The following is a 25,724-nucleotide window of genomic DNA, read 5'->3' on the forward strand; positions in this document are numbered from 1 at the left end:
TCCAGAGAAGGAGATCGGTTATGAATCGCCCCCAGAATTTAATATCGAATTCTAAAATGTCAGGAGTTTCCAATAGCTTTTTAAAAAGGCTACGGGGAAATTTTGCAAAACTCTTACCACTTACATTTATCATCCTAGCCTTTACCTGTTCGGCGTCTGCACAAGCAACCTTTGTTAGTTCTACATCGGGTTCGACGACTAACAGTCATAATGCCAATAGTGTAACGATATCCGGTTTTACGGTTCCGTCTGGATTAAACTCATCCCTGCTGGTTGTGAGTGTCGCCATTCGTGAAGAAAATAATGACAATTTACCCTTTGATAAATTTGTCGGTTCCGTCTCCTATGGTTCAACAACCTTTACAGCCGGAAACAATGGGGGACAAATTGGTGCGTTTGATAAATCCGGTGGCGGTCCCAAACAAGTTCGCATAGAAATGTGGTATTTGAAAATGCCCACGCCCGGAACCAATTCGATAACCGTTACCCTGGCGAATAACCAAACCGGGGAGTTTGCAATTGGTGTGGCGCTCTTTCATTTCGTTCATCCAATTAATCCCTTTAGAACGCAAACCACATTATGTACAACTCCAACAGGGGCGACGGAAACCCCATCAACCAATTTTGTGGGGGAACAATCAGATGCGGGTACTGGTAACTCGATTGTCGATGTGCATGTCACTTCTGAGGAAGAAGATTTAATCGTCACTGCTATTGCAACCGATGACACGGCATCACCCAATCCGTTAATTTCAGAAGCGGGCTTTCCGGTTCATACCCAATATGCCATCAGCAGTTCCAATTTTGGAGCAAATGGAGCCGCACAAGGGTTAAGCGGCTATACTGCGACAACGACATGCTCGGTAACCGGTTGGAAAATTACCGGAAACCAACCTTATGCCTTGATGGGCATTGCATTAATCGGTGGCTCTGCGCCAACTGCGGTTACTATGCAATCTTATAATGCCGTGCAAAATGGCAGAACGGTCAAAATCGAATGGCAAACCCAAAATGAAATTGACAACCTCGGCTTTAATATTTATCGAGAAGCCAAAGGCATTAGAACCCGAATCAATTCCGAACTCATTGCCGGGTCAGCATTAAAAATCGGCGGAGCCATTCGCAACCAGAGCGGCAATCGGTACTCGTGGTTCGATACTTTACCCAAGAAAAGTAAAAATGCCTCGTACTGGATTGAAGAGGTCGATACGAAAGGGGAAACCACCCTTTTCGGGCCGATGGCTCCAGCCCTGACTTCCGATAAAGCCGGATTCACCGCAACTGGAAATGAGGGGATGTTGCTATCAAAATTAGCAAATTCCATCAATCTGGCGAATCCATCAAGTGAAACCACATTCATTGAAACCAAAGCGTCGCCGGTTGAATTAACCGCCGCAACGGTTCAAGGTCAATTCAGTTTAGCCGGCAAAGCCGCTGTAAAAATCGCCGTCAATAAAGAGGGATGGTATCAGATTAGCCAACCGCAATTGGTTGCTGCCGGATTGAATTCCGCTGTTGACTCCAGATATTTACAACTCTTTGTCGATGGCGTCGAACAACCCCTCTCTGTCCTTGCCAATAAAAGCGGTGGGTTCGATAGTTCATCAAGTATCGGGTTTTACGGATTGCCACTGGATACGCCATCAACTGATACACATGTTTACTGGCTCACCGTCGGCTCACAGCCCGGCTTGCGTATGGTGAAATCCAAATCGACCGGACCCAATTCGGCAGCTCTTAATTTCACTTCGACGGTCGAAAGAAAAGATCGCTTTATCTATTTTTCCGGTTTAATCAATGGCGACACTGAAAATTTCTTTGGCAGCTTCATCTATTCCCAACCGGTTTCGCAAACCTTAAACCTCAAAAACGTCGATTTAACTTCGGCGCAATCGGCGGTTTTGGAAATCTCCATGCAAGGCGTAACTCAGATTGCTCATCGTGTTCTGGTGGAACTCAATGGCACTAGCCTCGGAGAAATCGATTATGAAGGGCAACAAAAAGGATACAGTCAATTCAGTGTACCCAATAGCCAATTAAGAGAAGGCATCAACACCATTCGCCTGGTGGGGGCAAACGGTAGTTCTGATTTCAACCTGGTGGATTATATTCGTCTGACCTATAAACACAGTTTCAATGCTGATAACGACAGCCTGAAATTACTGGTTTCGGGTAAAGAGCAGGTAACGATTAACGGCTTCACCTCACCATCCATTCGGGTCTTTGATCTTACCAATCCGAACGCGGTTCAGGAATTGGAAGGAACGGTTAAAGACAATCGCGGCAGCTATTCAATCAAAGTTGGCGCGAAAGATAGTGGTCAAAGAATCTTGTATGCTTTGGCATCCAGCCAGTCCAAAGCCCCTGTGAGCATCACCGCTAATTCCCTTTCCAATTTGGCGGCTACCTCGAATGCGGCGAATTTACTAATCATCTCGCCCGGCGCGTTTTCTGCGGCAGCGGAAAATTTAAAAACTGCCCGACAGAGCGAAGGCTATCAAACGGCGGTAATCAATATTGAGGATGTTTATGATGAATTCAGTTACGGGAATAAATCTCCTCAAGCGATTAAAAGTTTCTTTGAGTATGCCAAAAACAATTGGCAGGTTGCGCCAAAATTTGCCGTTCTGGTGGGCGACGCGACCTATGACCCCAGAAACTATCTGGGTTACGGGTACAACGATATGATTCCGACCAAATTGCTCGGCACCACTCAACTGGAAACGGCATCGGATGATTGGTTGACGGATTTCGATAATGATGGCATCCCGGAGATTGCCATCGGGCGTCTGCCGGTTAAAACCTCGGACGAAGCCTCAGCGATGGTTTTCAAATTGTTGAGTTATCCGTCAAATAAACCTTCGGCGAGCGCTTTGTTGGTTAGCGATGTCAATGACCCGAAATTCAGCTTTGAACAAGCCAATAACACTTTAACCACAATCCTTCAGGGTCATTTACAGGTTACAGAATTGCAACGCGGCGATTATCCGGGAAATACTGCTGCTGCCAAAGCGCAATTCATCGCTGAACTCGACAGTGGTAAAGCATTCGTTAATTATGTCGGTCACGGTTATGTATCGGTGTGGCGAGATAATCTTTTCACCTCGAATGACGCGCGGGTTTTAACCAATAATAAACTTCCGGTGTTTGTCGGCATTACCTGTATGAATGGTTATTTCCAGGATGTTTTACAGGATTCGCTCGGCAAGGCGATGATGAAGTCGCAGGGCGGAAGTATCGCTTCCTGGGTTTCATCCGGGATTACCTCACCTGAGGAACAGACCTTGATCAATCAGGAATTTTACCGACAGTTATTTAGCGGCAGCGGTGAAATCACGATTGGCGAAGCCGCGGCTCGCGCGAAATTGGCAATCACCAACAAAGAACTAAGAAAAACCTATATTTTGCTTGGTGACCCAACCTTGAAATTCCGCTAAACAGCCATAGATTCACCATAAAAAAGCAGGGGCGACATTTACAAATCGTCCCTGCTTTTTTTGTTGAAGCTTTTTATTTTTTTTCGTCCTCATCTTCTTGACGAAGGCAAGTTTAGCAGAGTAGTTTCCTACCGAACGGTCAGTAGCTTTAACCGTTTGAACGCTCTACCCAACAGATAAATTGTCGCAAACAAATGAAAGCACAAAAAAAAACTGCAAAACCGACGGATGCCAAACGGCTGGCGGAAATTTATAACATCGCTGCCAGAATCATCTGTGATAAAGGCTTCGATGCGATGTCCATGAATGATATTGCGCGGGCAGTCGGAATGACCAAAGCCGGGCTTTATCATTATATTCATGGGAAAAAGGAGATGCTGTTTGAAATCATGAGCTACGGCATGGATATGCTCGATCAAGGCGTCATCGCTCCCGCAAGTCAAATCGAAGACCCGGAACTGCGATTGAGAACCATCATTTATAATCACGCGCAACTGATTACCAAAGGCAGCAACGCCATCACGGTTCTGGTTGATGAAGTCGCCGGGTTGTCTCCTGCGAATCGAAAAAAAATTCGTCAACGCAAACGGGTCTATTTCGATTTTGTTCGCGACACTCTCGAACGCCTTAAAAGCGCGGGAAAACTTGCAGAGGTCAATACTACGGTTGCGGCTTTCAGCATACTCGGAATGTTGCTATGGATTTCTCGATGGTATGACGCAAGTGGTAAACTGACTGCCGAGCAAGTTTCAGATGAAATATTAAAAGTCGCTGTGGGTGGCACTTTACGCTCTCCACAACGGTTATTACGTTCCGCTCTCAAATCGAATTAATTATCTAAAAGGCAGGGGTATTTATGTCGGCTCCGAATATTCAACCCGAAAGAAGCAATACTCAGGAACTTTCTTCATATGCAGTTAAACCCTGGTTAAAAAGTTATGATTTCTGGGTCCCCGAAAATATCAATTACTCCGAACAATCCGTCTATCAAATTCTCGGTTTAGCATCTTCGATGTATGCGGACAAAAAAGCGGCGGCATTTTTAGGAGCCGAATTCACCTTCGCAGAAATCAAACGCCATGCCGATAAACTGGCTTTTGCTCTACATCAATTAGGCGTCGCGAAAGGTGACCGCGTCGGCATCATGCTGCCCAATTGCCCGCAATATATGATTACCGCATTTGCTATTTTGCGGCTCGGCGCTATCGTCGTAAATATCAATCCGATTTATACCCCCCGCGAGGTCGAACTGGTTGCCAAAGATTCCGGGTTTAAAGCCATCATCGCCTTTGATCTGGTTGCGCCTTTGATTGCGGGAGTGCAAAAAAATACCCATATCGAACAGGTGATTATCACAAGCCTTCTCGACTATTCTGCAAAACCCGAAGATGCGCCACCCGCTCCCGACGGCACGCTCGCTTTCAAACAATTAATCGAGGATGCAGGCGATAACCAACCACCGCGAGTCGCCATCAATGCCCGCGAAGATGTAGCAGTTTTACAGTACACCGGTGGCACGACGGGAGTTCCCAAAGCCGCGATGCTGACGCATTACAATATTTTTGCCAATGTCTTGCAGATGCATTTGTGGTCGCGGGAATTTTTTCGCCCAGCCGAAGGGCGCATTCTTCTCGTATTACCGCTCTATCATGTTTATGCCTTTACCTGCGGCATGATGCTCGCCACCTGGCAAGGTTCGATGTTGGTGATGATTCCCAAATATGACGTAACCATGGTTTTGCAAGCCATTCAAAAATATCAACCGACCTACTTTCCCGCCGCGCCGACTATTCTGATTTCGCTTCTCAATCATCCCGATGCCAAAAAATATGGACTCGATAAAGTGAATCGTTTCGGCAGCGGTTCCGCGCCTTTGCCGGTAGAGGTCATCGAACAATTTGAAAATATGAGCGGCGTGACGGTTTACGAAGGTTATGGATTATCGGAAGCTTCGCCGACGACGCATTCGACCCCGACACTGGCAAAACGCAAAGTCGGCAGCGTCGGTCTGCCGCTCACCGGTGTTGAATGCAAAATCGTTGATTTGGAAACCGGCGAACACGAAGTTCCGGTTGGTCAAGACGGGGAGCTTTGCATTCGTGGACCCCAGGTCATGAAGGGGTATTGGAACAAACCCGAAGAGACCGAACTCGCTTTGCGTAATGGATGGCTTCACACAGGCGACATCGCCAACATGGATGAAGATGGATTTTTTTACATCGTACAACGCAAAAAAGACATGGTGATTGTCAGCGGGTTTAATGTCTATCCGGGCGAGGTCGAAGATGTCTTGTTCACCCACCCTGCGGTAATGGAAACGGCGGTGATTGGCGTCCCGGATGAATATCGCGGGGAACGTGTAAAAGCCTTTGTGGTGATTAAGCCCGGCTCGAATACCACAGAAGAGGAATTGCTGGAACATTGCAAAGCCAATCTCGCGAAGTACAAAGTTCCCGCCAGTATCGAATTTGTTGAAAGTTTACCGAAATCGAATGTCGGAAAAATTTTGCGTCGCGCCTTGCGCGATTTGGAAGAAGAACGCAGAAAAAATTCACAAATCAGTGATGAATAAAAGCGAGGAAACCCAGATGAAATCCCTGATGATTTCAAAAACCTTTTTACTATTATTTATCGCACTTTTCGGGCTTTCGGCTTTAGATGTAAATGCGCAAACCCGGCGAACCCGACCACGAACCCGGCGGGCGCCGGTCGCCAAACCGAAAACCACGACACCTCCGGCTACCACAACAACGACCACACCCACTGAAACCAAAAAAGCCGAAACTCCGAAACCGCCTGAGAAAAAGAGCGAACCCGAAGAGAAACCGGAACCGATTCTTCCTGGCCCAACCATCTGGCGAAATCCCGGCAAGGTTGAAAAACTCGATTTTCAATATGGCAAAGGCGGCGCGGCGAACGCCCCGCTGCCACCTTTTAATTTTATCGAAGAGGATAAAAGCGGCAGCAATCCCAAAGTGAAAGTGAAAGATGCCAACGGTAAAACCTGGGGCGTGAAATGGGGCAGCGAAGTTCATTCGGAAGTGTTCGCATCCAAACTGGTTTGGGCAGCGGGTTATTATGTTGAACCGGCATTTTTCTTAAAGTCGGGAAAAATTATTGGCGCGATAAATTTGACTCGAGCGGCAAAATACATCGCCGCTGACGGTAGTTTTAAAGATGCCCGATTTGAATTGAAAGAATCCGGTATCAAGAAAATGCAAGGCAAAGAGAGTTGGTTGTGGGATAAAAACCCTTTCCTTGGCACCAAAGAATTGAACGGCTTAAAAATCATGATTATGCTGACTTCAAATTGGGACAGCAAAGACCAACGTGATGCGAGTCGCGGTTCCAATACGGCAATTTTCAAAGTCAAAGCCACCGGCGAAGAACGATTCCTGATGACCGATTGGGGCGGTTCGATGGGTAAATGGGGCGGCGTTTTTTCGAGAGAAAAATGGGATTGTGACGGATTTGCCAAACAGTCCAGAGACTTTATCAAAGGCGTGAAAAACGGCTTCATTGAATTCGGCTACAAAGGGCAACGCACAGATGAAATCCGCACCCGCATCACCCCGGCAGACGCCAAGTGGTTATTGCAATATATCGGTAAAATCACCGATGCCCAGTTAAGAACCGGGCTTCAGGCAAGCGCCGCGACCCCTGAAGAAGTTGAATGTTTTACCAGAGCGATTATGGAACGAATCAGCCAGCTTAAACGCATTGCTGAGTAGATTGATTAATAAACAGATTTTTTACCAAAGGAGCAATTTTTATGAGCGAACTCGTTACCTTAACCAGACAAGATGGAATTGGCATTATTACTGTCAACAACCCGCCGGTAAACGCCTTGAGTCCCGGCGTTCCCGAAGGCATCGCTGCCGCCGTCGAAGAAATCGAACGCGATGAAACGCTCAAGGGCGGCATTCTCATCGGTTCAGGGCAAACTTTCATTGCCGGCGCCGACATTAAAGAATTTGGGAAAATCACCTCCGGTGAACGCCGCGAAGGCGTCGGACTGGTTCCCGTTCTATATAAAATCGAAAGTTCCTCAAAGCCGCTCGTCGCGGCTATTCATGGGACTGCGCTTGGCGGCGGACTGGAAGTCGCGATGGCTTTTCATTATCGCGTCGCGGTTCCCGCTGCACAGGTCGGTCAACCGGAAGTCAACCTCGGCATCATTCCCGGCGCTGCCGGAACCCAACGTCTGCCAAGACTCGCAGGCGTCGCCAAAGCCGTTGAGATGTGCGCCTTCGGCGCGCCGATTAAAGCCGGTGAAGCATTGAAAGTCGGCATTGTTGACAAAGTAATTGATGGCGATTTGCTCAGCGGCGCAATCGAATTTTTACAGGAAAAAATCGCCAGCGGTGAAACGCCGCGCCGCACCCGCGATTTTATTGACAAACTCGGTGATGAGACGACCAACGCAGAAATTTTCGCACAGGCGCGCAAACAAGCCGCTAAAGTCCGTCGCGGTCAACCCGCTGCGATTGCCGCGATTGATGCGGTTGAAGCGGCAACCCAATTATCTTTTGAAGAAGGTTGCAAACGCGAAGAAGAACTCTTTGTCAAATGCCTCTTCTCAACCGAGTCGAAAGCCATGATTCATGCGTTTTTCGGTGAACGCGCAGTCGGAAAAATTCCCGGCATCGGCAAAGACGTGCAAACTTACGAAATCAAAAAAGCCGCAGTCATCGGCGCAGGCACGATGGGCGGTGGCATCGCCATGAATTATGCCAACGCCGGGATTCCGGTTTTACTCAAAGAAACGTCGCAGGAACTTTTGGACAAAGGCTTGGCGGTGATTCGCAAAAACTATCAGAACTCGGTCAACAAAGGTCGTTTCCCGCAGGAAGTCATGGATAAACGCATGGGGTTGATTACCCCGACGACAACTTATGATGGCTTTGAAGAAGTTGACATCGTTACCGAAGCGGTCTTTGAAAACATGGCATTGAAAAAAGAGGTTTTCGGTGAACTCGATAAAATCTGCAAACCGACCTGCATTCTGGCGTCAAATACTTCAACGCTTGATATTGATGAAATCGCTTCGGCAACCTCGCGCCCGCAGATGGTTATCGGGAATCATTATTTCAGTCCGGCAAATGTCATGCGATTGTTGGAAATCGTGCGCGGTAAAGCCACCAGCAACGAAGTGATTGCCACATCGATGGGACTGGCTAAAAAACTCAAGAAAGTTGGCGTTTTAGTTGGCAATTGTCGCGGCTTCGTTGGCAATCGTATGCTTGGACCTTATGGACGCGAAGCGTTGTTCCTGATTGAAGAGGGCGCAACGCCCGAACAGGTTGACGGCGCGTTGTATGAATTCGGACTCGCGATGGGCTATCTTTCGATGAGCGACCTCGCGGGCGTTGATGTCGGCTGGCGTGTGCGTCAAGAGGCAAAACATCTGGAAAAACCCGGATTGCGTTATCCGATTATTGCAGACCGGTTGTATGAACTTGGTCGTTACGGTCAGAAAACCGGCGCAGGGTTTTACAAATATGATGAGAACCGCAACCGGATTTCCGACCCGGAAATTGAAGCAATGTTCAAACAGATGGCAACCGAAGCCGGAATCGAACAACGCGACATCAGCAAAGAAGAGATTATCGAGCGAACGATGTATGCATTAATTAACGAAGGCGCAAAAATTTTAGAAGAAGGCATCGCGCTGCGCGCCGTTGACATAGATATTATTTACCTGAACGGTTACGGCTTCCCTGTGTGGCGTGGGGGCCCGATGTTTTATGCCGACACGGTCGGACTCAAAAAAGTCTATGACCGCATCTCAGAATTCCACGCCGAGCACGGCGAACATTGGGAACCGGCACCGCTACTCAAACAACTTGCTGACCAAGGCAAAACCTTCGCCGATTTCGACAAAGGCAACATCGCGAAATCCGCCTAGCTTGATGGCGGCAATTGCAGGAAACGGGTTGAGAGGCTTACCTTCAATTACCCTAAAGGGTGTTAAGGAATAAGCCTCCAACCGTTGGCTCAGAGGTTCTTGGAGGTTCTTTGTAGATGAAAACTCGATTGTTGGTCATTTTGATTTCTTTTGTGGTTCTATTCTCAACCGGGTTTTTCGCGACAACCCGCGAGTCGAGTGCAGCTAGTCCAACTTTTTCAAAAGATGTAGCGCCGATTCTCTATAAAAATTGCGCAACTTGTCACCGGGCAGGAAGCATTGCGCCAATGTCTTTGTTCACCTATCAGGAGACTCGCCCCTGGTCGAAATCCATTCGCGAACAAGTCATCACCGGGCAGATGCCGCCCTGGCATGCGACCGACCCTCACGGAACCTTTTTAAATGACCGACGATTGAGCGAAGCTGAAAAAGATATTCTGGTTCGTTGGGTAGATGCTGGCTCTCCGCAAGGCAACCCAAAAGATTTACCGCAGCCGCCATCATTTTCTGATGATTGGGAAATCGGTAAACCCGATGTGGTTTTAAGTATGGCGAATGAATACACCGTTCCCGAAGATGGCACAATCTCTTATCAATACTTTCCAGTGCCGACCAAATTCAAAGAAGATAAATGGATACAAGCAATCGAAGTCAAACCCGGCGCGCGCAGTGTGGTTCACCATGTCCTGGTGTTTGTCCGTGAACCGGATGGCAAAGGGCGTCCGATGCCCTTCAAACAGGTGATTCCCAATTTTTCGATTTCGCGTGGTGGCGCGGGTTCATTGATTGCCACCACCGCACCGGGAACCAATGCGATGACCTACAAACCGGGCGAGGCAATATTAGTGAAAGCCGGGGCGGTGTTGCTTTTACAAATGCATTACACTACTAACGGAACGGCTGCAAAAGACAAGACCAGCGTTGGAATGATTTTCGCCAAACAACCGCCGCAGATGGAAATTATCACCAGCGCCTTTATCAATCCCATGTTCGTTATTCCTCCGGGAGCCAGTAATCATCAGGTTGATTCGGCAATCGAATTCACCGAGGATTCGCATATTCTGGGACTGGTTCCTCATACACACTTGCGAGGCAAAAGCTGGTCTTATCGTTTAGTCTTTCCCGATGGTCGAAAAGAAAATGTGCTGTCGGTTCCGAAATATGATTTCAACTGGCAAACCTACTATATGTTTGCCAAACCGTTGGCTGCGCCAAAAGGAGCCAGGCTTGAAGCAACCGCTCATTACGACAATTCAACTGCCAATCTATTTAATCCCGATCCCAGGGCGACAGTGAGGTGGGGCGATCAAACGTGGGAAGAGATGCAATATACCGGCATCACCTACACGATTGATAAACCGAAAAGCCAAATCACGACCCAGGGTAATCGTTAATTTGATTGGCAAATCACTAACTTTGGGCTGGTATAAAAATATCTATGACAGAAATCTCCGTTATCAATGACATAGATATTATCGCTTTCGATGCGGACGATACGCTCTGGCATAACGAGTCGATTTTTTATTCAACGCACGACCGCTTCAAAGCGTTACTCTCGAAATATCACGATGAAGCGTGGATTGCCGACCGGCTTTACAAGACTGAATCGCGCAACATCCTGCATTTCGGTTACGGCGTAAAGGGATTTACCCTGTCGATGATTGAAACCGCGATTGAACTTTCCGAAGGTCGCATCACCGCTACAGAAATTCAAAACCTCATTGAAATCGGCAAAGAGATGATGAACGCGCCGGTTGAACTCCTGGATGGAGTTTATGAATCAGTAGCAACGCTCGCGCAATCCTATGAATTGATGCTCATCACTAAAGGCGACCTGTTTCATCAGGAAGCGAAAATCGCGCGTTCGGGTCTTGGCGATTTTTTCAGTCGCATCGAAGTTGTCAGTGAAAAAGAACAGCGTGTTTATGAGCGCATCATCCGTAAACACCACATTGCCCCGCAACATTTTGTTATGATAGGAAACTCTTTGAAATCCGACATCCTCCCTGTCGTTGCCATCGGTGGAATCGCCATTCACATTCCCTACAAAACCGAATGGATTCATGAGCGAGTTTCCGAAAACGAATTGACCGGCAAACATTTCCTCACGGTTGAACACATCAGCCATTTGCCGAATTTGTTTTCAAAGTAATTGCGGGAGTTTTTTAATGCAACCACAAAGTCAGGTCTTTTTACAGGATAAAATCATGCAGTTGGCGAATGCTCTGCCGGACATTCCCAGATTCGTCGAAACGCGCGGCATGTTACGTTCCCACGCTTGCGAAATTTTCGGACTGAGCGAAGGAAAAATACTCAGTTTTGTTGTTCGCAGTTTGCAAACCGGTTTGATTGCGGTGATCGGCACCCCTTCCGTTCAAGCCATCAAACGCGCCGTGCAACAAAACACTCAGCAAAACGCGGTTCTGGCTTTCGATGACAATATTCGCGTGGTCGCCGAAAGTTTATCCGGTTGGAAAGTTGAACGCGCCATTTTGCATCAGCGAATCAACTCGATTCGTTTAGCCGATGTGCCGAAAAACACTGTGCGTTATTTGAATGCCGAGGAGATTCGCGACAATGCCGAAATACCTGCGGGATTAAAAAACGAATTGATAATTGCCGCGAAAGCCACCAGTGTGGCGGCTACCATCATTGATGATAAACCGGTGTCATTCTGTTATGCGGGATGGGAAACCGAAACGCTTTGGGATGTGTCGATTGACACCCTGAAAGCTTATCGCGGTCATGGTCACGCGCTCGCCTGTGTGACTTTCCTAATCAATGAAATGAATGCGCGAAATAAACAGCCGGTTTGGGGCGCGGTTGAATCGAACGCCGCGTCTTTGAAACTCGCAAAAAAACTTTTCTTTGAGCCGGTTGATGCGCTCTTTGTATTTGAACATTAAAGCGAAAAGGCTTAAAGTTGAAAATCATTCAAATTTTAATCAAACAGTAAAATAGAAAGGATCACCTATGAGAGAGGCAGTCATCGTAGATAGTGTCAGAACCGCGTTATGCAAATCATTTCGTGGCTCTTTCAATTTAACTAGACCCGAAGATTTATTGGCACACGTTATCAAATCGGTTATGGAGCGCAACCCCCAGGTTGCCAAAGAAGAGGTTGAAGATGTGATTGTCGGGTGCGGGCAACCACACGGAAAACAGGGCAACAATGTTGCACGGGTTTCTACCTTACTCGCAGGACTCCCGGCTTCAACCGCCGCCATCACCATCAATCGTTTCTGTTCATCCGGTTTGCAATCGGTCGCCTATGCCGCACATCAAATTCTCAACGAAGGCGTTGATGTAGCCATTGGCGGCGGACTCGAAAGCATTACCATGATGAGCCGCGATTATGACCCGCATCCAGTGGCGCTGGAAAAATATCCAGGGGTTTATATGGTGATGGGCGACACCGCCGAAGTCGTCGCCAAACGTTATAACATCAGCCGCCAGTCGCAGGATGAATTATCACTGCTCAGTCAACAACGCACGGCACGCGCGCAAGCCGAAGGCTTGTTCAATGATGAAATCGTGCCGATGCAGGTGACGCGCGGCATTTTCGATAAGAAGACCGGCGAGATTGTTGAAAAACAGGAATTCGTCGCCGATAAAGACGAGTGCAATCGTCCCGACACCACAATTGAAGGGTTGCTGGCGCTCAAACCGCACTTTGACCAGACCAGTGGACAAGGCACAGTCACTGCCGGAAACTCATCGCAACTTTCCGATGGCGCTTCGGCGACGCTGGTGATGTCCAGGGAACGCGCCGATAAATTGGGACTCAAATACAAAATGATTTTCCGTGGCTTCAATGTCGCGGGTTGTGAACCCGATGAAATGGGCATCGGACCCGTTTTTGCGGTGCCGAAATTATTAAAACGGTTCGGGCTGCAAGTCGATGACGTAGATGTTTACGAACTCAACGAAGCGTTCGCGGTTCAAGTCGTCTATTGCCGCGACCGTCTCGGCATCAATCCTGAAAAATTAAATCCCAACGGCGGGTCAATCGCTATCGGTCATCCGTTCGGTATGACCGGCTCAAGGCTCGTCGGCACCATCGCCAATGAAATGTTGCGCCGCAAACATAAATGGGGCGTCGTCACCATGTGCATCGGCGGCGGACAAGGAGCAGCAGGTTTATTTGAAGCCTGTAATTAGTCATTGGTCATTCGTCCCTTGTCATTGGTTCAATTCGGAAAAACACTTTGTTTAATCAAGGCGCGCTAATTGCGAATGACCGATGACAAAGGACAAAATTCGTAACTCACATCTGATTAAAAACGTAGTTAAGTCGAAGCTTTCTTCTTATTTTCAAATCAAACAACATAGAAAAGGAGCGTTATGTGGATAAGAAAAGGTGACAGAGATGCCAGGAAAGGGGTGATTTCGCCCGTTCCAACGCAAATCGTTTCAAACGAAGAGTTCATTCCCCGCCCCCAAAATGAACGACAGAAAAAGGTTGAAAATCTCATCGGTGAAATGTCCGAAGCGCGCGCCAAAAAACTGGGTTTATCGCGCCGCGCCTTCATGTCAACCTCGATGGGGATGGCGACCTGCTTTCTGGCGATGAATAAAGTTTATGGCAAGGTGTTCGAGGTCGAAGATGTCGAGACCTGGGAAGACGCTGCCAATTTCGAGAAATGGCCGAAGAGCGAATACTTTATCATTGATGTGCAATCGCATTTCACCAATGGTTTGGCTCTCGGTTTTCGCTCTATGGAATTCGCCAAAAATATGGGCTTCCAAAATCTCAAAGACGACAAAGAATCTTATAGCTTCAGAAACTTTGTCAAAGAGATGTATTTCGACAGCGAAACCTCAATTTGCGTCATCTCTGGTGTGCCCAGTATGGAAAAAAATAAGGATGAAAGCGGCAAGCTTCTAGTTGGCCCAGCCCGCGACAAAGGCGTATTACCAAGTTGGTTGATGGCGCAAAGCAAAAAGAAAATCAATGAACTCGCGGGTTCGCAACGCGCCTTGTGTCAAGGCAATCTCGCGCCCAATCACTATTGGGACAAGACCGCCAATAAGCTTGATAAAGCCGCGACCCTTGAACAGATGGAACGCGAAGTCAAACTTTATGGCATCGATTCGTGGAAATGGTATTGCCATTTCGATCCAGGTAAATCCGGTGGTGGATTCCAGTTGGATGATGACAATGCCCAGTGGTTTATCGAGCAATCTCGCAAAATGGGGGTCAAACTCATCAGCACCCACAAGGGCTTCTCGTATCAATCACGCACCCTTGGTCACCTTGCGAATCCCAAAGACGTGGAGAAAGCGGCGCTCAGAAATCCCGATTTCAATTTCGTGGTTTACCACTCGGCATTGAAACACGGACCTAATGAACCAAACTGGAAAGAGAACAATATGTATGACCCGACCACCGGCGATTTCGAGTGGCATAAAATTCTGATGGACATCAAGGTTCGCAATCCGCAAATCAATAACATCAATTGTGAAATCGGCAGCTTCTTCAATGTCCTGATCATTGCCGACCCGGTGATGGCAATGCATGGCATCGGCAAAAACGTTAAAACCTATGGCTCTGACCATGTCATATGGGGAACCGATTGTCTGTGGTGGGGTTCGCCGCAATGGGCAATTGATGCCTTCAAACGTTTCCAGATTAGCGACGAAATGTGCGAAAAATTTGGCTACACGAAACTCACCAAACAGGACAAAGCCAATATTTTGGGCTTGAATGCCGCCAAACTTTACAAAGTCAAACTCAAGGCAAAACGCAAAGCCTTGCCAACAGACACCCTCGACAAACTCAAAGCCGAGTATATCGAACGCGGCGGCGAACGCAGCAACGCCGCTTATGGTTGGGTGCGCGCCAGCGACTAAATCATTCACCAGAAGAGGAACGAGTGAATTCATTCGTTCCTCTTTTCTTTCCTCGTTGTTTTAATCTTATGTCTCCAGAAAGTTTTACCTACCATCTGCGTGTCGCTATTTTGTTCACTGCAATTTTCGTTATCGGCTGGGCTTCGATAAGCCATATCGTAAACGCGCATCAGGAACAAAAACTCGACCCGACAGCCTGGGGTAAAAATCATGCAGGCGAGCCGGTTCCCGATTTCGTAACCGGCGGGGAATGTCTCTTCTGTCATCGCAATACGATTGGCGCAACCTGGCAGAAAAATGCCCACGGCGTGACCATTCAACAACGAGAAGACGCGCCACAGTGGAAGGATATTTTTCTGGGACAACTGAAACTCGCGCCGCTCGCCAAAGAGATTGAATTTTATTTAGGCAGTCGCAATCATTTGCGATTCTTGAAAAAATCGGGATACGGAAAATTTGCCATATTAAATACCCATGCAACACTTGACGCTAACGATAAGGTGACAAACTGGACAGATGCAGAAACTCCAACCTGGGATAAAGATAAATTCGCCAATCGTTGTGTCGGTTGTCATGCAACCGGAGTTGACGAAAAAAATAAAACCTTCGCGCAGTTTGGACATGATTGTTATGTTTGTCACGGCGTGGTCAATCTCGAACATACCAACAACACATCGTTGATTCTGTTATCGAAAAAAAGCAGAACGCAACCACAGGTGGTCACTTCGATTTGCGCTTCGTGCCATTTACGTGGAGGGACGGCGAAATCAACAGGGCTTCCCTACCCCAACAACTTTGTTCCCGGAGATAATCTCTTTCAGGATTATCAGGTCGATTTTGCCAAAGCCGATGATGAAAGTTTGAACGCCGGCGACCGGCACGTTTATCGTAATGTTCGCGATGTGGTGATATTTGGCAAAACCGTGACTTGTTTAAGCTGCCATTCGGTGCATGGCAATTCCGCGACCAAACACCGACTGACTCCGAAAACCGCGATTTGTTCCGATTGCCACAATACTGAAACCAGTGTTTATAAACCCGCGAAAGCCTACACGGTTAAAAGTCCGCTTTGTGAATATTGATTGAGAAAGTAGTCGCGGTCAGAGACCGCGCTCTAAACCTGTTTGATTTACTTAAAAGTACCCTGCCCAAAAAATATTATGTTCGTTCGGTTATTTCCGCTTGCTTCGTATTCTCTTTGTGTCGGTTCCATCGTTTATCGAAAAACGATTTCCGAATGATTAAGGGTCGCGTCTTTAATCTCGGTAGAATACTGTAGCACCTTGCCGTTAATGGTTTCGTCGCCGACCAATTCTTTGATGGTGAGGTGTTGGTTTTCACCGAACAGATTCAATAAGGCTTTTTTGATTTCCGCCTCATCACCCCAACCGCCGCGTATTTTGAAAATCAAAGAACGGTCTTCACATTGATGTAATGAGAACTGCCCGATAGGAAACGGTTCAAGCGCCTGCGTCACATCGATGTTGTTAATCAAACGGTCATCCGCAGTAAGAAACATGATCGGCTGCCTGCCCTCGAATTGCACAAGAGTCGGGTAGGCTTTGTCGAAATTCAAAGCGGCGAAATCTCCTGTGCGATACCGCAACAAAGGTAAGAAGGGGTTTCGTCCGCAGGTTAAAGTGATTTCACCACGAACGCCCGGCAGACAAAGATTCCCTTCATCATCCAGAATTTCGACAAACAAATCATGAGGTACGATTTCATAATTTTTTGCATCGACGCTGGCGGCGATAAATCGGGATTCGTTCATCGAATAGACATCAATGACGGGACACTCAAAATGATTTTCAAATTTGGTTTTGAGTGCAGGCAATAACATCATTGCCGATGAAACCAGGGCTTTGGGTTTAGTTTGCAGGGGTATTTTCATCAAGGCAAGAAAAGCTATCGGGTCGCCGGTGAAGATTTCCGGTTGCAAATCGTTTATAAATTTTTCTATGTCGGCAGGATGTTTCCAATCATTCGGATTGAGATTGATTTTCACATAACCCGCACAATCGAAATAGGTCGAAACTGTCGCATAGGTAAGCGTCGAATTTTGGGCGCAGACATTCACAGCGAAAACTCGTTCAGCGCCCCCTTCGATTTTCACGCCGACACGCGCAAGCGCAAATTGCAAACACGGCAAATATTTCGTTGAAACCTCGGGGTGAGACAAAATATCAAACGATTTTCCGGTTGTTCCCGAAGTGTAATAAACCAGCATCTCATCTAAACTTTGCGAGTCTGGCACAAATGCCCACTGTTGGTTTTCCAAATCTTTTCGCGAAAAGGCGGGTAGTGATAAAAAGTTTTCGGCGGTTCGTTTGTAGCTACGATAAAACGGCACATCGATTAAACAGCGGTCGGCAAAATTCAAAACCCAATCAGGTATCTCGCCGGGTTTCCAACCTGCTCTTTTATTTGCCAACTCTTTTTCAAAGTTTCTGACTTCAGTTAATCCATCAATAGATAATTGGTCGCCACAGGCATAATTATAATTTGGCGCAAATTCATGTTCCCGCAACCGGTTTAACATCCTAAGTCCGGCTTCGGTCAGATTAGGAAATCGTTCGCGGTCTTCAAGGTAATGAATCATTTTCATTGGTGTTTTACCTTTTATCAATGCCGTGTTGATTTGAATCTTTATCGGAAAACAGGCTGGTAATGGCGGCAACCGCTTTTTGAAATCGCTCCTGGTAATTTCCCGAAATTACCACGAAACGACGACCGCGATTTTCCAATTCCTGTTTAAACCAATTGAAAAAATATTCCCGTTTATCGGGTTCCGGTCGTTGCCAATCATCAACCCATTCTACATCAATATCCAACAACAGGTATAAATCGTATGTGCGTTCATCAGCTAGCGCGCGAATTTCATTAGCGCACTGACCCATATAATGCTGGCTGTAAATACAGGTGGTGATTAAATCGGTATCACAAATCAAGACGCGGTTAGCAACCCTCGCCAGCTTATCTTCAGACTCAAGCTGACCCACGGCAATTTGGGGGAAATCCTCCGGTTCGACCCAAGCGCCTTTTTTATCGAGATAATCGCGGGCAAATTCGGGAACCCAGACGGTATTAAAATGTCCGGCTAACTTTTCTGCAAGGGTGGTTTTTCCTGTTGATTCAGGACCATAGATTACCACCCGTTTGACAAAATAAGGGCGAACCGGTTCAGGAATAAATTCCCAGTTTGCAAAGGGGTTTTCCCGAATTTTAGTTGCCGAAACCGGAACCGCCTGGCGCGATAAATCGCACATCAGATGTCGCGCGCCAAGTTGCCGCGCCAGTTCTTCGCCGTAATCTTCAGATGTAAATACCAGGTCTGGCCCCGTAGGTATAAATTTTCGGATACTGGTTTTCCAGATTGCCCAGAAATCGGGATGCTCATTAGGGTATTGCGGATTCTCATCCGTCAGGTGACAGACGCGGGCTTGCGGATAAAGCTCTTTGACCCACTCATAACGCAAATGACCGGGAATCGGTTCGGCTTCCAATGTCCCCACTATGATGGTCAGGTGGTCTACTCGCGCAAGCGCAAACTCAATCAGATATTGATGCCCTTTATGAACCGGCATGAATTTTCCTAAAATCATCCCGGTTGTAAATTGTTTTATGCCTTCAACCATTCCAGGTATCCGATAATTGCCAAAATTAGAAATAGCAGATAAAGCCCTGCGGTTAAATAGAGTTTCTGTTTCACGCCTAAAAAAATCACGATCAAATTTACCAGAACCCAAACCACCCAGTTTTCAATATATTTTTTAGCCAGCATCCATTGCGCAATCAAACTCAGCACGGTCGCCGCTGAATCCGCCAGTGGTCTGGCATTATCGGTAAATTTAATAAAATATAAATTCATAAAAATAATGCCGATAATTGCCACCATCAAAAGAACCAAATTCAAGGTCAACGGGGAATGCGAGATGGGTAACTCCGAATTCCCTTCACCGCCTCGCAACCATTCGTACCAACCATAAATTTGCAAAGCGATAAACATGACCTGTAACCACATATTGGCATACAATTTCGCGCGGTAAAAAACGATGAAATAAAAGACCACGCCAACAATGCCAAATGCCCATTGTCCGATATGGACTTTAATTGTCAGCACCACCGAAATGAAACTGAAAACCACAGCGAAAACTTCCCAGTAATTGAGTGAGCGAATTTTCATCATTCTGTTATCGAAAATATTTGGCGTTTAATTTAAAGCGGTTATTTTGCGTGTAAAAGTTCAGGCGCGCCAGTCACGATTGAAAAAAAAGCCGGACTAATTTTGTCCGGCTTTTATCAGGGGTAAGGAATTGAACCATTTAATGATTTTTCAACTTCCAGATTTCCTCAGCATATTCTTGAATCGTTCGATCACTTGAAAACCTGCCGATTCTTGCGACATTCAAAATCGCTTTACGATACCACTCGGAGGTCTTTCGATATTCACGCATTGCTTTTTGCTGAGTTTCCACATAAGACTGAAAATCAGCGAGTAAGAAATAGTCATCGCGATTCAGCAAGGTATCGAAAATCCATTTAAACAGTCCCGGTTCACAACAACAGAAACGGTTTGAGTTCAAGCTATTCAAAACCCGTTTTAAATTGGCATCATTTTCGTAATAATTTCGCGGATTATAAGTGCGCGAATTCACCATTTGTTGAATCTCATCTGCCGAAAGTCCAAATATAAATATGTTGTCAACACCGACCTCTTCCTTGATTTCGATATTCGCGCCATCAAGTGTGCCGATGGTCAGCGCGCCATTCATTGCAAATTTCATGTTACCGGTTCCTGATGCCTCTTTTCCGGCAGTCGAAATTTGTTCACTTAAATCTGCTGCGGGTATTAACTTTTCTGCAAGCGAAACCCGATAATCCGGCACAAAAACCACTTTCAACATATCCTGAACGCTGCGGTCTCGATTAATCACCCTCGCCACATTGTTAATCAGTTTGATGATTTGTTTGGCAGCCCAATAACCCGGCGCGGCTTTGCCCGCAAAAATAAAGGTTTTGGCTACCACTGGCGATTGGTCATCTTCAACTATTCGCAAATATTCATGGATGATGTTCAAAACATTAAGCAATTGTCGCTTGTATTCATGGATGCGTTTCGCCTGAATGTCGAACATCGAATCGGGGTTGACCACAAATCCGGTTGTTTCTTTGATTATTTGGGCTAATTCGATTTTGTTCTCTCGCTTGATGCGGCGAAAATCCTTTTGAAAATCTCGATTGGTCGCAAGAGGTTCCAACCCCTGGAGTTTCGTGAGGTCGGTAATCCATCCCGCACCGATTTTTGAATTGATTAACTCGGCAAGCTTGGGGTTGGCTTTCAAAAGCCAGCGCCGCTGGGTTACACCGTTGGTTTTATTATTAAAACGTTCGGGGTAAATATCATAAAAATCCTTGAAAAGATTTTTCTTCACTAAATCGGTATGAAGCGCCGCCACGCCATTAACCGAATGACTGCCAACCAGCGCGAGGTGTCCCATGCGAATCTGTTTTTCGTCTCCTTCTTCGATGATCGACATGCGGCGAAACCGTTGCTGGTCTTCGGGAAAAACATTGGCGACAGATTCCAAAAACCGGCGGTTGATTTCGTAAATGATTTGCAAATGTCTTGGCAAAACCCGCTCAAATAACGCGACAGACCAACGCTCCAGAGCCTCGGGCAATAGGGTATGATTGGTGTACCCAAGCGTCGCCAGAGTTATTTCCCAGGCTTTATCCCATTCCATTTCCATTTCGTCGATGAAATATCGCATGAGTTCTGCAACGACCAGCGCCGGATGCGTGTCATTAATTTGGATGGCAACTTTATTCGGGAATTCATCGAATGAATCGTGGGTTTTCAAATACCGATTCACAATATCACGAACCGAACAGGCAACCAGAAAATATTCCTGAATCAACCTGAGTTCACGACCTGATTCGACGGCATCAGATGGATACAGCACTTTGGAAACATTTTCAGATGCGATTTTTTGTTCAACCGCTTTCAGGTAATCTCCCTGATTGAATATTTCCATATCAAATTCATCGGAAGAGACTGCCGAATATAATCGCAAATAATTTACTGTCTTTCCGCCATAGCCAACGATTGGCATATCGTAGGGAATTCCGATAATCACTTGCCAATTCATCCACATGGGATTGTAATGATTATCACGATCTCCGGTATGTTCAATTTGTCCATAAACCGGAACAAAGACCGCCTCGTCTGGGCGTTCAATCAGCCACGGCGAACCTGATGCTTTCCAATGGTCGGGTTTTTCCTTTTGATAGCCGTCTTTTATCTGTTGTTGAAACAGCCCGTAATCGTAATTGATGCCATAACCAAATCCGGGATAATTCATAGTTGCCAGCGAATCCAGAAAACAGGCAGCCAATCGTCCCAGTCCGCCATTCCCCAAAGCGGCATCTTTCTCTTGTTCGACCACCTCTTCAAGGTCAATACCCATTTGCATCAATGCCAGTTTGCAACCGTCGTATAAATTCAGATTGTATAAACTATTCGATAACGCCCGCCCCATTAAAAATTCCATTGAAAGATAGTAAAGCCGTTTGGCATCCCGCTGTTCATAACGGTCTTCGGTTTCCAGCAGCTTTTCAAAAAGCTGGTCGCGAACCGCCAGTGCTGTCACCATGAATTTATCGCGCGCAGTCAAATCATCTTCCCGACGCCCAAGCGTGAAGCGCATGTGCCGTCTGAGTGAATTCTGTAAAAATACAAGATTATCGGTGATCAGTTTTTTTCTGGTTTCCATATGCCTACCTCTTTAATCCGAGTCATTAAAAACCAATTTTTTAAACCAACGGTGAAGACACTTTTGGGATTGGTTTTAATCGACCAGCATCTTGAGAACTGCAAAGGGGCAACAAATCAATAATCAATTCACTCGAAGGGGATATTTATCTGGCGCAGGCATTCTGAATTACCTGCATCGTTTTTTGTGCAGTCGCTTCCCAGGTAAAGCATCGGCTTCGTTGGTATCCGCGCTCGGCTAAGTCCTGGCGCAATGCATCATTGGTCAAAATCATTTTCAGAGTCTCAGTCAGGTGTTCGACCTCGTATGGGTCAAATAAAAGACCCGCATCGCCTGCGACTTCCGGCATAGAGGAAAGATTCGAGCACGCCACCGGGACTTTACAGGACATCGCTTCCAGAACCGGCAGACCGAAGCCTTCATATAGTGACGGGAAAACAAACAATTCCGAGCCGCAAAACAAATCCGGTAAATCTTCTGTGCGTACAAACCCGGTAAACATGATGTCATTCTTAAACGGCGAAGCCTCTGCAAGACGGTGCACTTCCGCAGCGCCATTCCAATCGCTTCCGGCAAGCACCAGTTGATGGGGCAAATGTTCACGCGCTTTCAACAGGTTGAATGCTTCAATTAATTTCGCATGATTTTTTCCGGGGTGTTCGATGCGCGAGATAAACAACATATAGGGTTGTGTCACGCTAAATTTATTCGCCACCCGGTGGAAAGATTCTTCCTGGTCTCGCGGAAAATAAATTTTCGGGTCTGCGGCTAGCGGCGTAACCGTGACGAATTCTTCGGGGACCCGCGCGTATTCTACGATGTCGCGTTTACTCGATTCGCTGACGGTTAAAATTCTGGTGAGTCGGCGAATCAAAAACGGTAATACCCTGGTGATATAAAACATTCTCGCCGGGTCGTATTTAGCCTTTACATGAATGCTTGAGAAGTCATGCACGGTTCCAACAGTGGGACAAGGTGAAGACATGGGCAGCCGGCGGTTTCCTGCCGGCAGAAACATCACATCATATTTTTGTCGTTTACAGATGTGCGGTAACCTTGATTGATGCCACGCGACATTGCGAATCGGGTTTTGAATTTTTTCACTAAAACATAAGGATTTGAGACCATTTTCGCGAGGAACGAAAATATCTTTTTCGTTTTCATAAACCATTACTTCAAATTGCGCAGCATTTTCCATTTTAGAAAATTCATTTAATAGATTAATGATGTATTGGCTGATGCCGGATTTTCCGCCATCTCCCCCAAAGGTCGTCACTCCGACTTTTAAATGACCGGACATAGCGCCTCCTTCCCGACCTGCAAACAACTTTCAAGCTGAATTAAATAATCTTCAAACCCATAAACTGAGCGGTAACGTTGATAGGCGTTATATCCATACTTGGTTGCCAATTCATCATTAATCAAAATTCTTTCAATTGCGGTTGCCATCGCATCGGTGTCCTGTTCAGGAACCAGTACGCCTGTTGAATTTTGCTCTAACCAGTCGGGAATTCCGCCGACGGCAAAACCCACCACCGGTCGACCATGACGCATCGCCTCCAATCCAATCATGCCAAAGGGTTCGGGCCAACGAGATGGAACAACGACAACTTTGGCGGCATCGTAGAACATATTGAGTTGCGAGTTATTTACCCATCCGCGAAATTTGACACGGTTTCCCAACCCCAGTTCTCGACTTAACTTTTCCAACTCCACCACCGCATTGCCTGTGCCAACCAATGAAGCTGTAAAATCGCATCTGATTTTTTTAAGCGCCTTTAACATTAAATCAACGCCTTTGCCGCGAATCAGTTGTCCAACATAGAGTATCTGTTTTTCTTTGGGCACCGGCATCGGTTTTTCGACCGGCGCTTTGACCACCGGCGGCAAAGTAAATACCCGATCAGACGGGAACCCATTCATCAACAGTTCATCGCGCATAAATCGGCTGCCAACGAGCAAAGTGTCGAACTGATAATTTCGTCGCATCTCGTTAATTTTTTTATTGATGTTGACAAACTTCACACCCAGTAAAGATTTGGGGGCGCGTTCAAGGAAAGCGCCATCCAGGAAACATCGCCAACTGACCGGTTGCGTACAAACCTTTTCACTTTTCGCAAAATATTTATGCCGACGCGGGCAACACAAATCATGGTCATGAATCATTCGGACAGTCTTGACATTGTGAAGCGAATCCACAAATTCGCCCATATCCGGGACTTTGTGAAAATAGACCACATCAGGAGAAATAGATTGCAAAATCTCTTTAAAAGAAAGCGGTGCTTGATTTCTTGTCCGCTCTCCATTTGATTGCGAAGCGTTTTGCATTAACTCTTTACAATAAAAAGTCTCGGTGAACAGTTGCTGATATTCAAAAGTATTGCGGTTGGTTCGTTCACCATAAACGAGAAAACATTGATGACCGCGTAATCGCAACCCTTCGGCGGTATCAGCCACATTTTGTTCAACCCCACCGAAATACCCGCATTTTTGATTAACGAAGAGGATTTTCATCAATCGCCTCCTCATAAATGTTGATCAGTTTACCGGTGATACTGTCCCAGCTATATTCCGAGCGAGCCTTTTGGTTCCCGGCATCAGCCAGCGATTTCCGTTTTTCAGAATCCTTGATTAACGTCATATACGCCTTTATGAACGTCTGTTCATTGGCAGTATCAAATAACAATCCATCTTTGCCATCTTCGACAAAAGCAGGAATGCCACCGACACGATGGGCAATGACCGGTAAACCGGCTGCCCAGGCTTCAAGAATGACAATGCCAAAGGGTTCATGGATGGAGGGCAGTAGAAATATGTCAGCGGCTTTATAGGCGTCTTTTAAATCGGAACTCTCGCTATCTAAACCCGAAATCAACGTCACGCGATTTTCCAATTCCATTTCATTCACGACACTCAACAATTTTTTATAGTAGTCATCATTGGTGATGTGACCGATGAGAACCAGATGCGCATGGGCATCTCCCTTGATGAGTTCGGGCAATAATTGCACCGGGAATAGTTGATTTTTTTGCGGGTCGATGCGACCAACGGTCAATAAAACATTGGCATTTTGCGGAATGTTATATTTGCTCCGAAAAGCTCGCCCGTTTCCTTGTGCAAATTTCTCCGGGTCAACGCCATTGGGCAAATAGACAACTTTTTTATTGGGATAGCGCTTCTGGGTTTCAATCTGTTCTGGTTTTCCAACACAAAGGATGACGGCGGCATCGTCCATCACCCGACGTGAACCGACAACCCAACCCAACGCTTTTCCCCACTCATAACTTCCCATCGTCGGTTCCGTCCAGGCTTTTGCTTCATCGGTTGGAACATCAAACAAGCCACCGTGTAAGGAAACGATGTAAGGGATTTTTCGTTTTTGTGCGACAAAACGGGCAATGCCGCCCAGTCGTTTTCCTGTGTGTAGATGAATGAGATTGAGCGATGGGAATTTTTGCAGCGCGCGCATCAGTGAAAATGAGAAGAGGTTTCCGCCTTTGTGGTCTAACTGGTGTTTTGCTTCTTTTCTTAATCCCAGGTACGGATAAAAATAGTTGAAGCGATGGATTTCGATATTATCCAGCTTTTCTAAGTTGGAAGCAGCCAGCGCATTCGGACAAAAAATTTCCGTATGATGTCCCATTTTTTCGAGACGCTTACTGGTTTCGAGAATGACGGTTTCGGTTCCACCCCATTCGCTTTTGACAAACCGGCGTGGCAATTGAATTACATTCATAAATCATTGGGTATTGG

The 25,724-nt window shown here is 46.5% G+C and carries 18 protein-coding genes; 11 read left to right on the plus strand and 7 right to left on the minus strand.

Annotated elements, in window-relative coordinates; translation table 11 throughout:
- Nucleotides 1–20: 20 nt before the first annotated feature.
- From AB1757_15595 to AB1757_15645, 11 genes are all read left to right on the plus strand, one after another.
- Nucleotides 21–3,437: a C25 family cysteine peptidase gene (locus AB1757_15595; GenBank protein MEW6128463.1), complete on the plus strand. Its 3,417-nt coding sequence runs from the start codon at nt 21–23 to the stop codon at nt 3,435–3,437.
- A gap of 194 nt (nt 3,438–3,631) precedes the next feature.
- On the plus strand, nt 3,632–4,270 hold the full coding sequence (locus AB1757_15600) for a TetR/AcrR family transcriptional regulator (protein ID MEW6128464.1): 639 nt from the start codon (nt 3,632–3,634) through the stop codon (nt 4,268–4,270).
- A 23-nt stretch (nt 4,271–4,293) separates the two neighbouring features.
- The gene (locus AB1757_15605) at nt 4,294–6,009 is read left to right on the plus strand and encodes a long-chain fatty acid--CoA ligase (protein ID MEW6128465.1); all 1,716 of its coding nucleotides are present in this window, start codon (nt 4,294–4,296) and stop codon (nt 6,007–6,009) included.
- A 16-nt stretch (nt 6,010–6,025) separates the two neighbouring features.
- The gene (locus tag AB1757_15610) at nt 6,026–7,168 is read left to right on the plus strand and encodes a hypothetical protein (GenBank protein MEW6128466.1); all 1,143 of its coding nucleotides are present in this window, start codon (nt 6,026–6,028) and stop codon (nt 7,166–7,168) included.
- A gap of 41 nt (nt 7,169–7,209) precedes the next feature.
- Nucleotides 7,210–9,345: a 3-hydroxyacyl-CoA dehydrogenase NAD-binding domain-containing protein gene (locus AB1757_15615; protein ID MEW6128467.1), complete on the plus strand. Its 2,136-nt coding sequence runs from the start codon at nt 7,210–7,212 to the stop codon at nt 9,343–9,345.
- A gap of 116 nt (nt 9,346–9,461) precedes the next feature.
- Nucleotides 9,462–10,739: a cytochrome c gene (locus AB1757_15620; protein ID MEW6128468.1), complete on the plus strand. Its 1,278-nt coding sequence runs from the start codon at nt 9,462–9,464 to the stop codon at nt 10,737–10,739.
- 44 nt (nt 10,740–10,783) lie between these two features.
- Nucleotides 10,784–11,497, plus strand: coding sequence for an HAD family hydrolase (locus AB1757_15625; protein MEW6128469.1), 714 nt, complete (start codon nt 10,784–10,786; stop codon nt 11,495–11,497).
- 16 nt (nt 11,498–11,513) lie between these two features.
- The gene (locus AB1757_15630; GenBank protein ID MEW6128470.1) at nt 11,514–12,251 is read left to right on the plus strand and encodes a GNAT family N-acetyltransferase; all 738 of its coding nucleotides are present in this window, start codon (nt 11,514–11,516) and stop codon (nt 12,249–12,251) included.
- A 67-nt stretch (nt 12,252–12,318) separates the two neighbouring features.
- Nucleotides 12,319–13,506, plus strand: a complete 1,188-nt coding sequence (locus AB1757_15635) for a thiolase family protein (protein ID MEW6128471.1) — start codon at nt 12,319–12,321, stop codon at nt 13,504–13,506.
- A 183-nt stretch (nt 13,507–13,689) separates the two neighbouring features.
- Entirely contained in the window at nt 13,690–15,198 is a 1,509-nt protein-coding gene (locus tag AB1757_15640; protein ID MEW6128472.1) for an amidohydrolase family protein, read from the plus strand.
- A 68-nt stretch (nt 15,199–15,266) separates the two neighbouring features.
- Nucleotides 15,267–16,280 (plus strand): multiheme c-type cytochrome, encoded by a 1,014-nt coding sequence (locus AB1757_15645; protein MEW6128473.1) that lies wholly within the window; start codon nt 15,267–15,269, stop codon nt 16,278–16,280.
- A gap of 134 nt (nt 16,281–16,414) precedes the next feature.
- Here AB1757_15645 and AB1757_15650 read toward each other — a convergent pair whose 3' ends face one another.
- The 7 genes from AB1757_15650 to AB1757_15680 all read right to left on the minus strand — a co-directional run bounded on the left by AB1757_15650 (nt 16,415) and on the right by AB1757_15680 (nt 25,707).
- On the minus strand, nt 16,415–17,803 hold the full coding sequence (locus tag AB1757_15650) for a hypothetical protein (GenBank protein MEW6128474.1): 1,389 nt from the start codon (nt 17,801–17,803) through the stop codon (nt 16,415–16,417).
- 7 nt (nt 17,804–17,810) lie between these two features.
- The gene (locus AB1757_15655; protein ID MEW6128475.1) at nt 17,811–18,833 is read right to left on the minus strand and encodes an AAA family ATPase; all 1,023 of its coding nucleotides are present in this window, start codon (nt 18,831–18,833) and stop codon (nt 17,811–17,813) included.
- Nucleotides 18,818–19,384 carry a nicotinamide riboside transporter PnuC gene (gene pnuC / locus AB1757_15660; GenBank protein MEW6128476.1) on the minus strand — a complete coding sequence of 189 codons (567 nt, stop codon included), beginning with the start codon at nt 19,382–19,384 and terminating at the stop codon, nt 18,818–18,820. The genes AB1757_15655 and pnuC overlap by 16 nt, the downstream gene beginning before the upstream one ends.
- Before the next feature lie 136 nt (nt 19,385–19,520).
- On the minus strand, nt 19,521–21,971 hold the full coding sequence (locus AB1757_15665) for a glycogen/starch/alpha-glucan phosphorylase (GenBank protein ID MEW6128477.1): 2,451 nt from the start codon (nt 21,969–21,971) through the stop codon (nt 19,521–19,523).
- A 145-nt stretch (nt 21,972–22,116) separates the two neighbouring features.
- A complete protein-coding gene (locus AB1757_15670; GenBank protein MEW6128478.1) occupies nt 22,117–23,271 on the minus strand; it encodes a glycosyltransferase family 1 protein in 1,155 nt (384 codons plus the stop codon).
- A complete protein-coding gene (locus AB1757_15675) occupies nt 23,256–24,485 on the minus strand; it encodes a glycosyltransferase family 4 protein (GenBank protein ID MEW6128479.1) in 1,230 nt (409 codons plus the stop codon). Before AB1757_15675 ends, AB1757_15670 begins: the two co-directional genes overlap by 16 nt.
- A complete protein-coding gene (locus AB1757_15680) occupies nt 24,466–25,707 on the minus strand; it encodes a glycosyltransferase family 4 protein (GenBank protein MEW6128480.1) in 1,242 nt (413 codons plus the stop codon). The genes AB1757_15675 and AB1757_15680 overlap by 20 nt, the downstream gene beginning before the upstream one ends.
- Between the last annotated feature and the right edge of the window lie 17 nt (nt 25,708–25,724).

This window comes from Acidobacteriota bacterium, assembly GCA_040754075.1.
Lineage (GTDB): Bacteria > Acidobacteriota > Blastocatellia > UBA7656 > UBA7656 > JBFMDH01.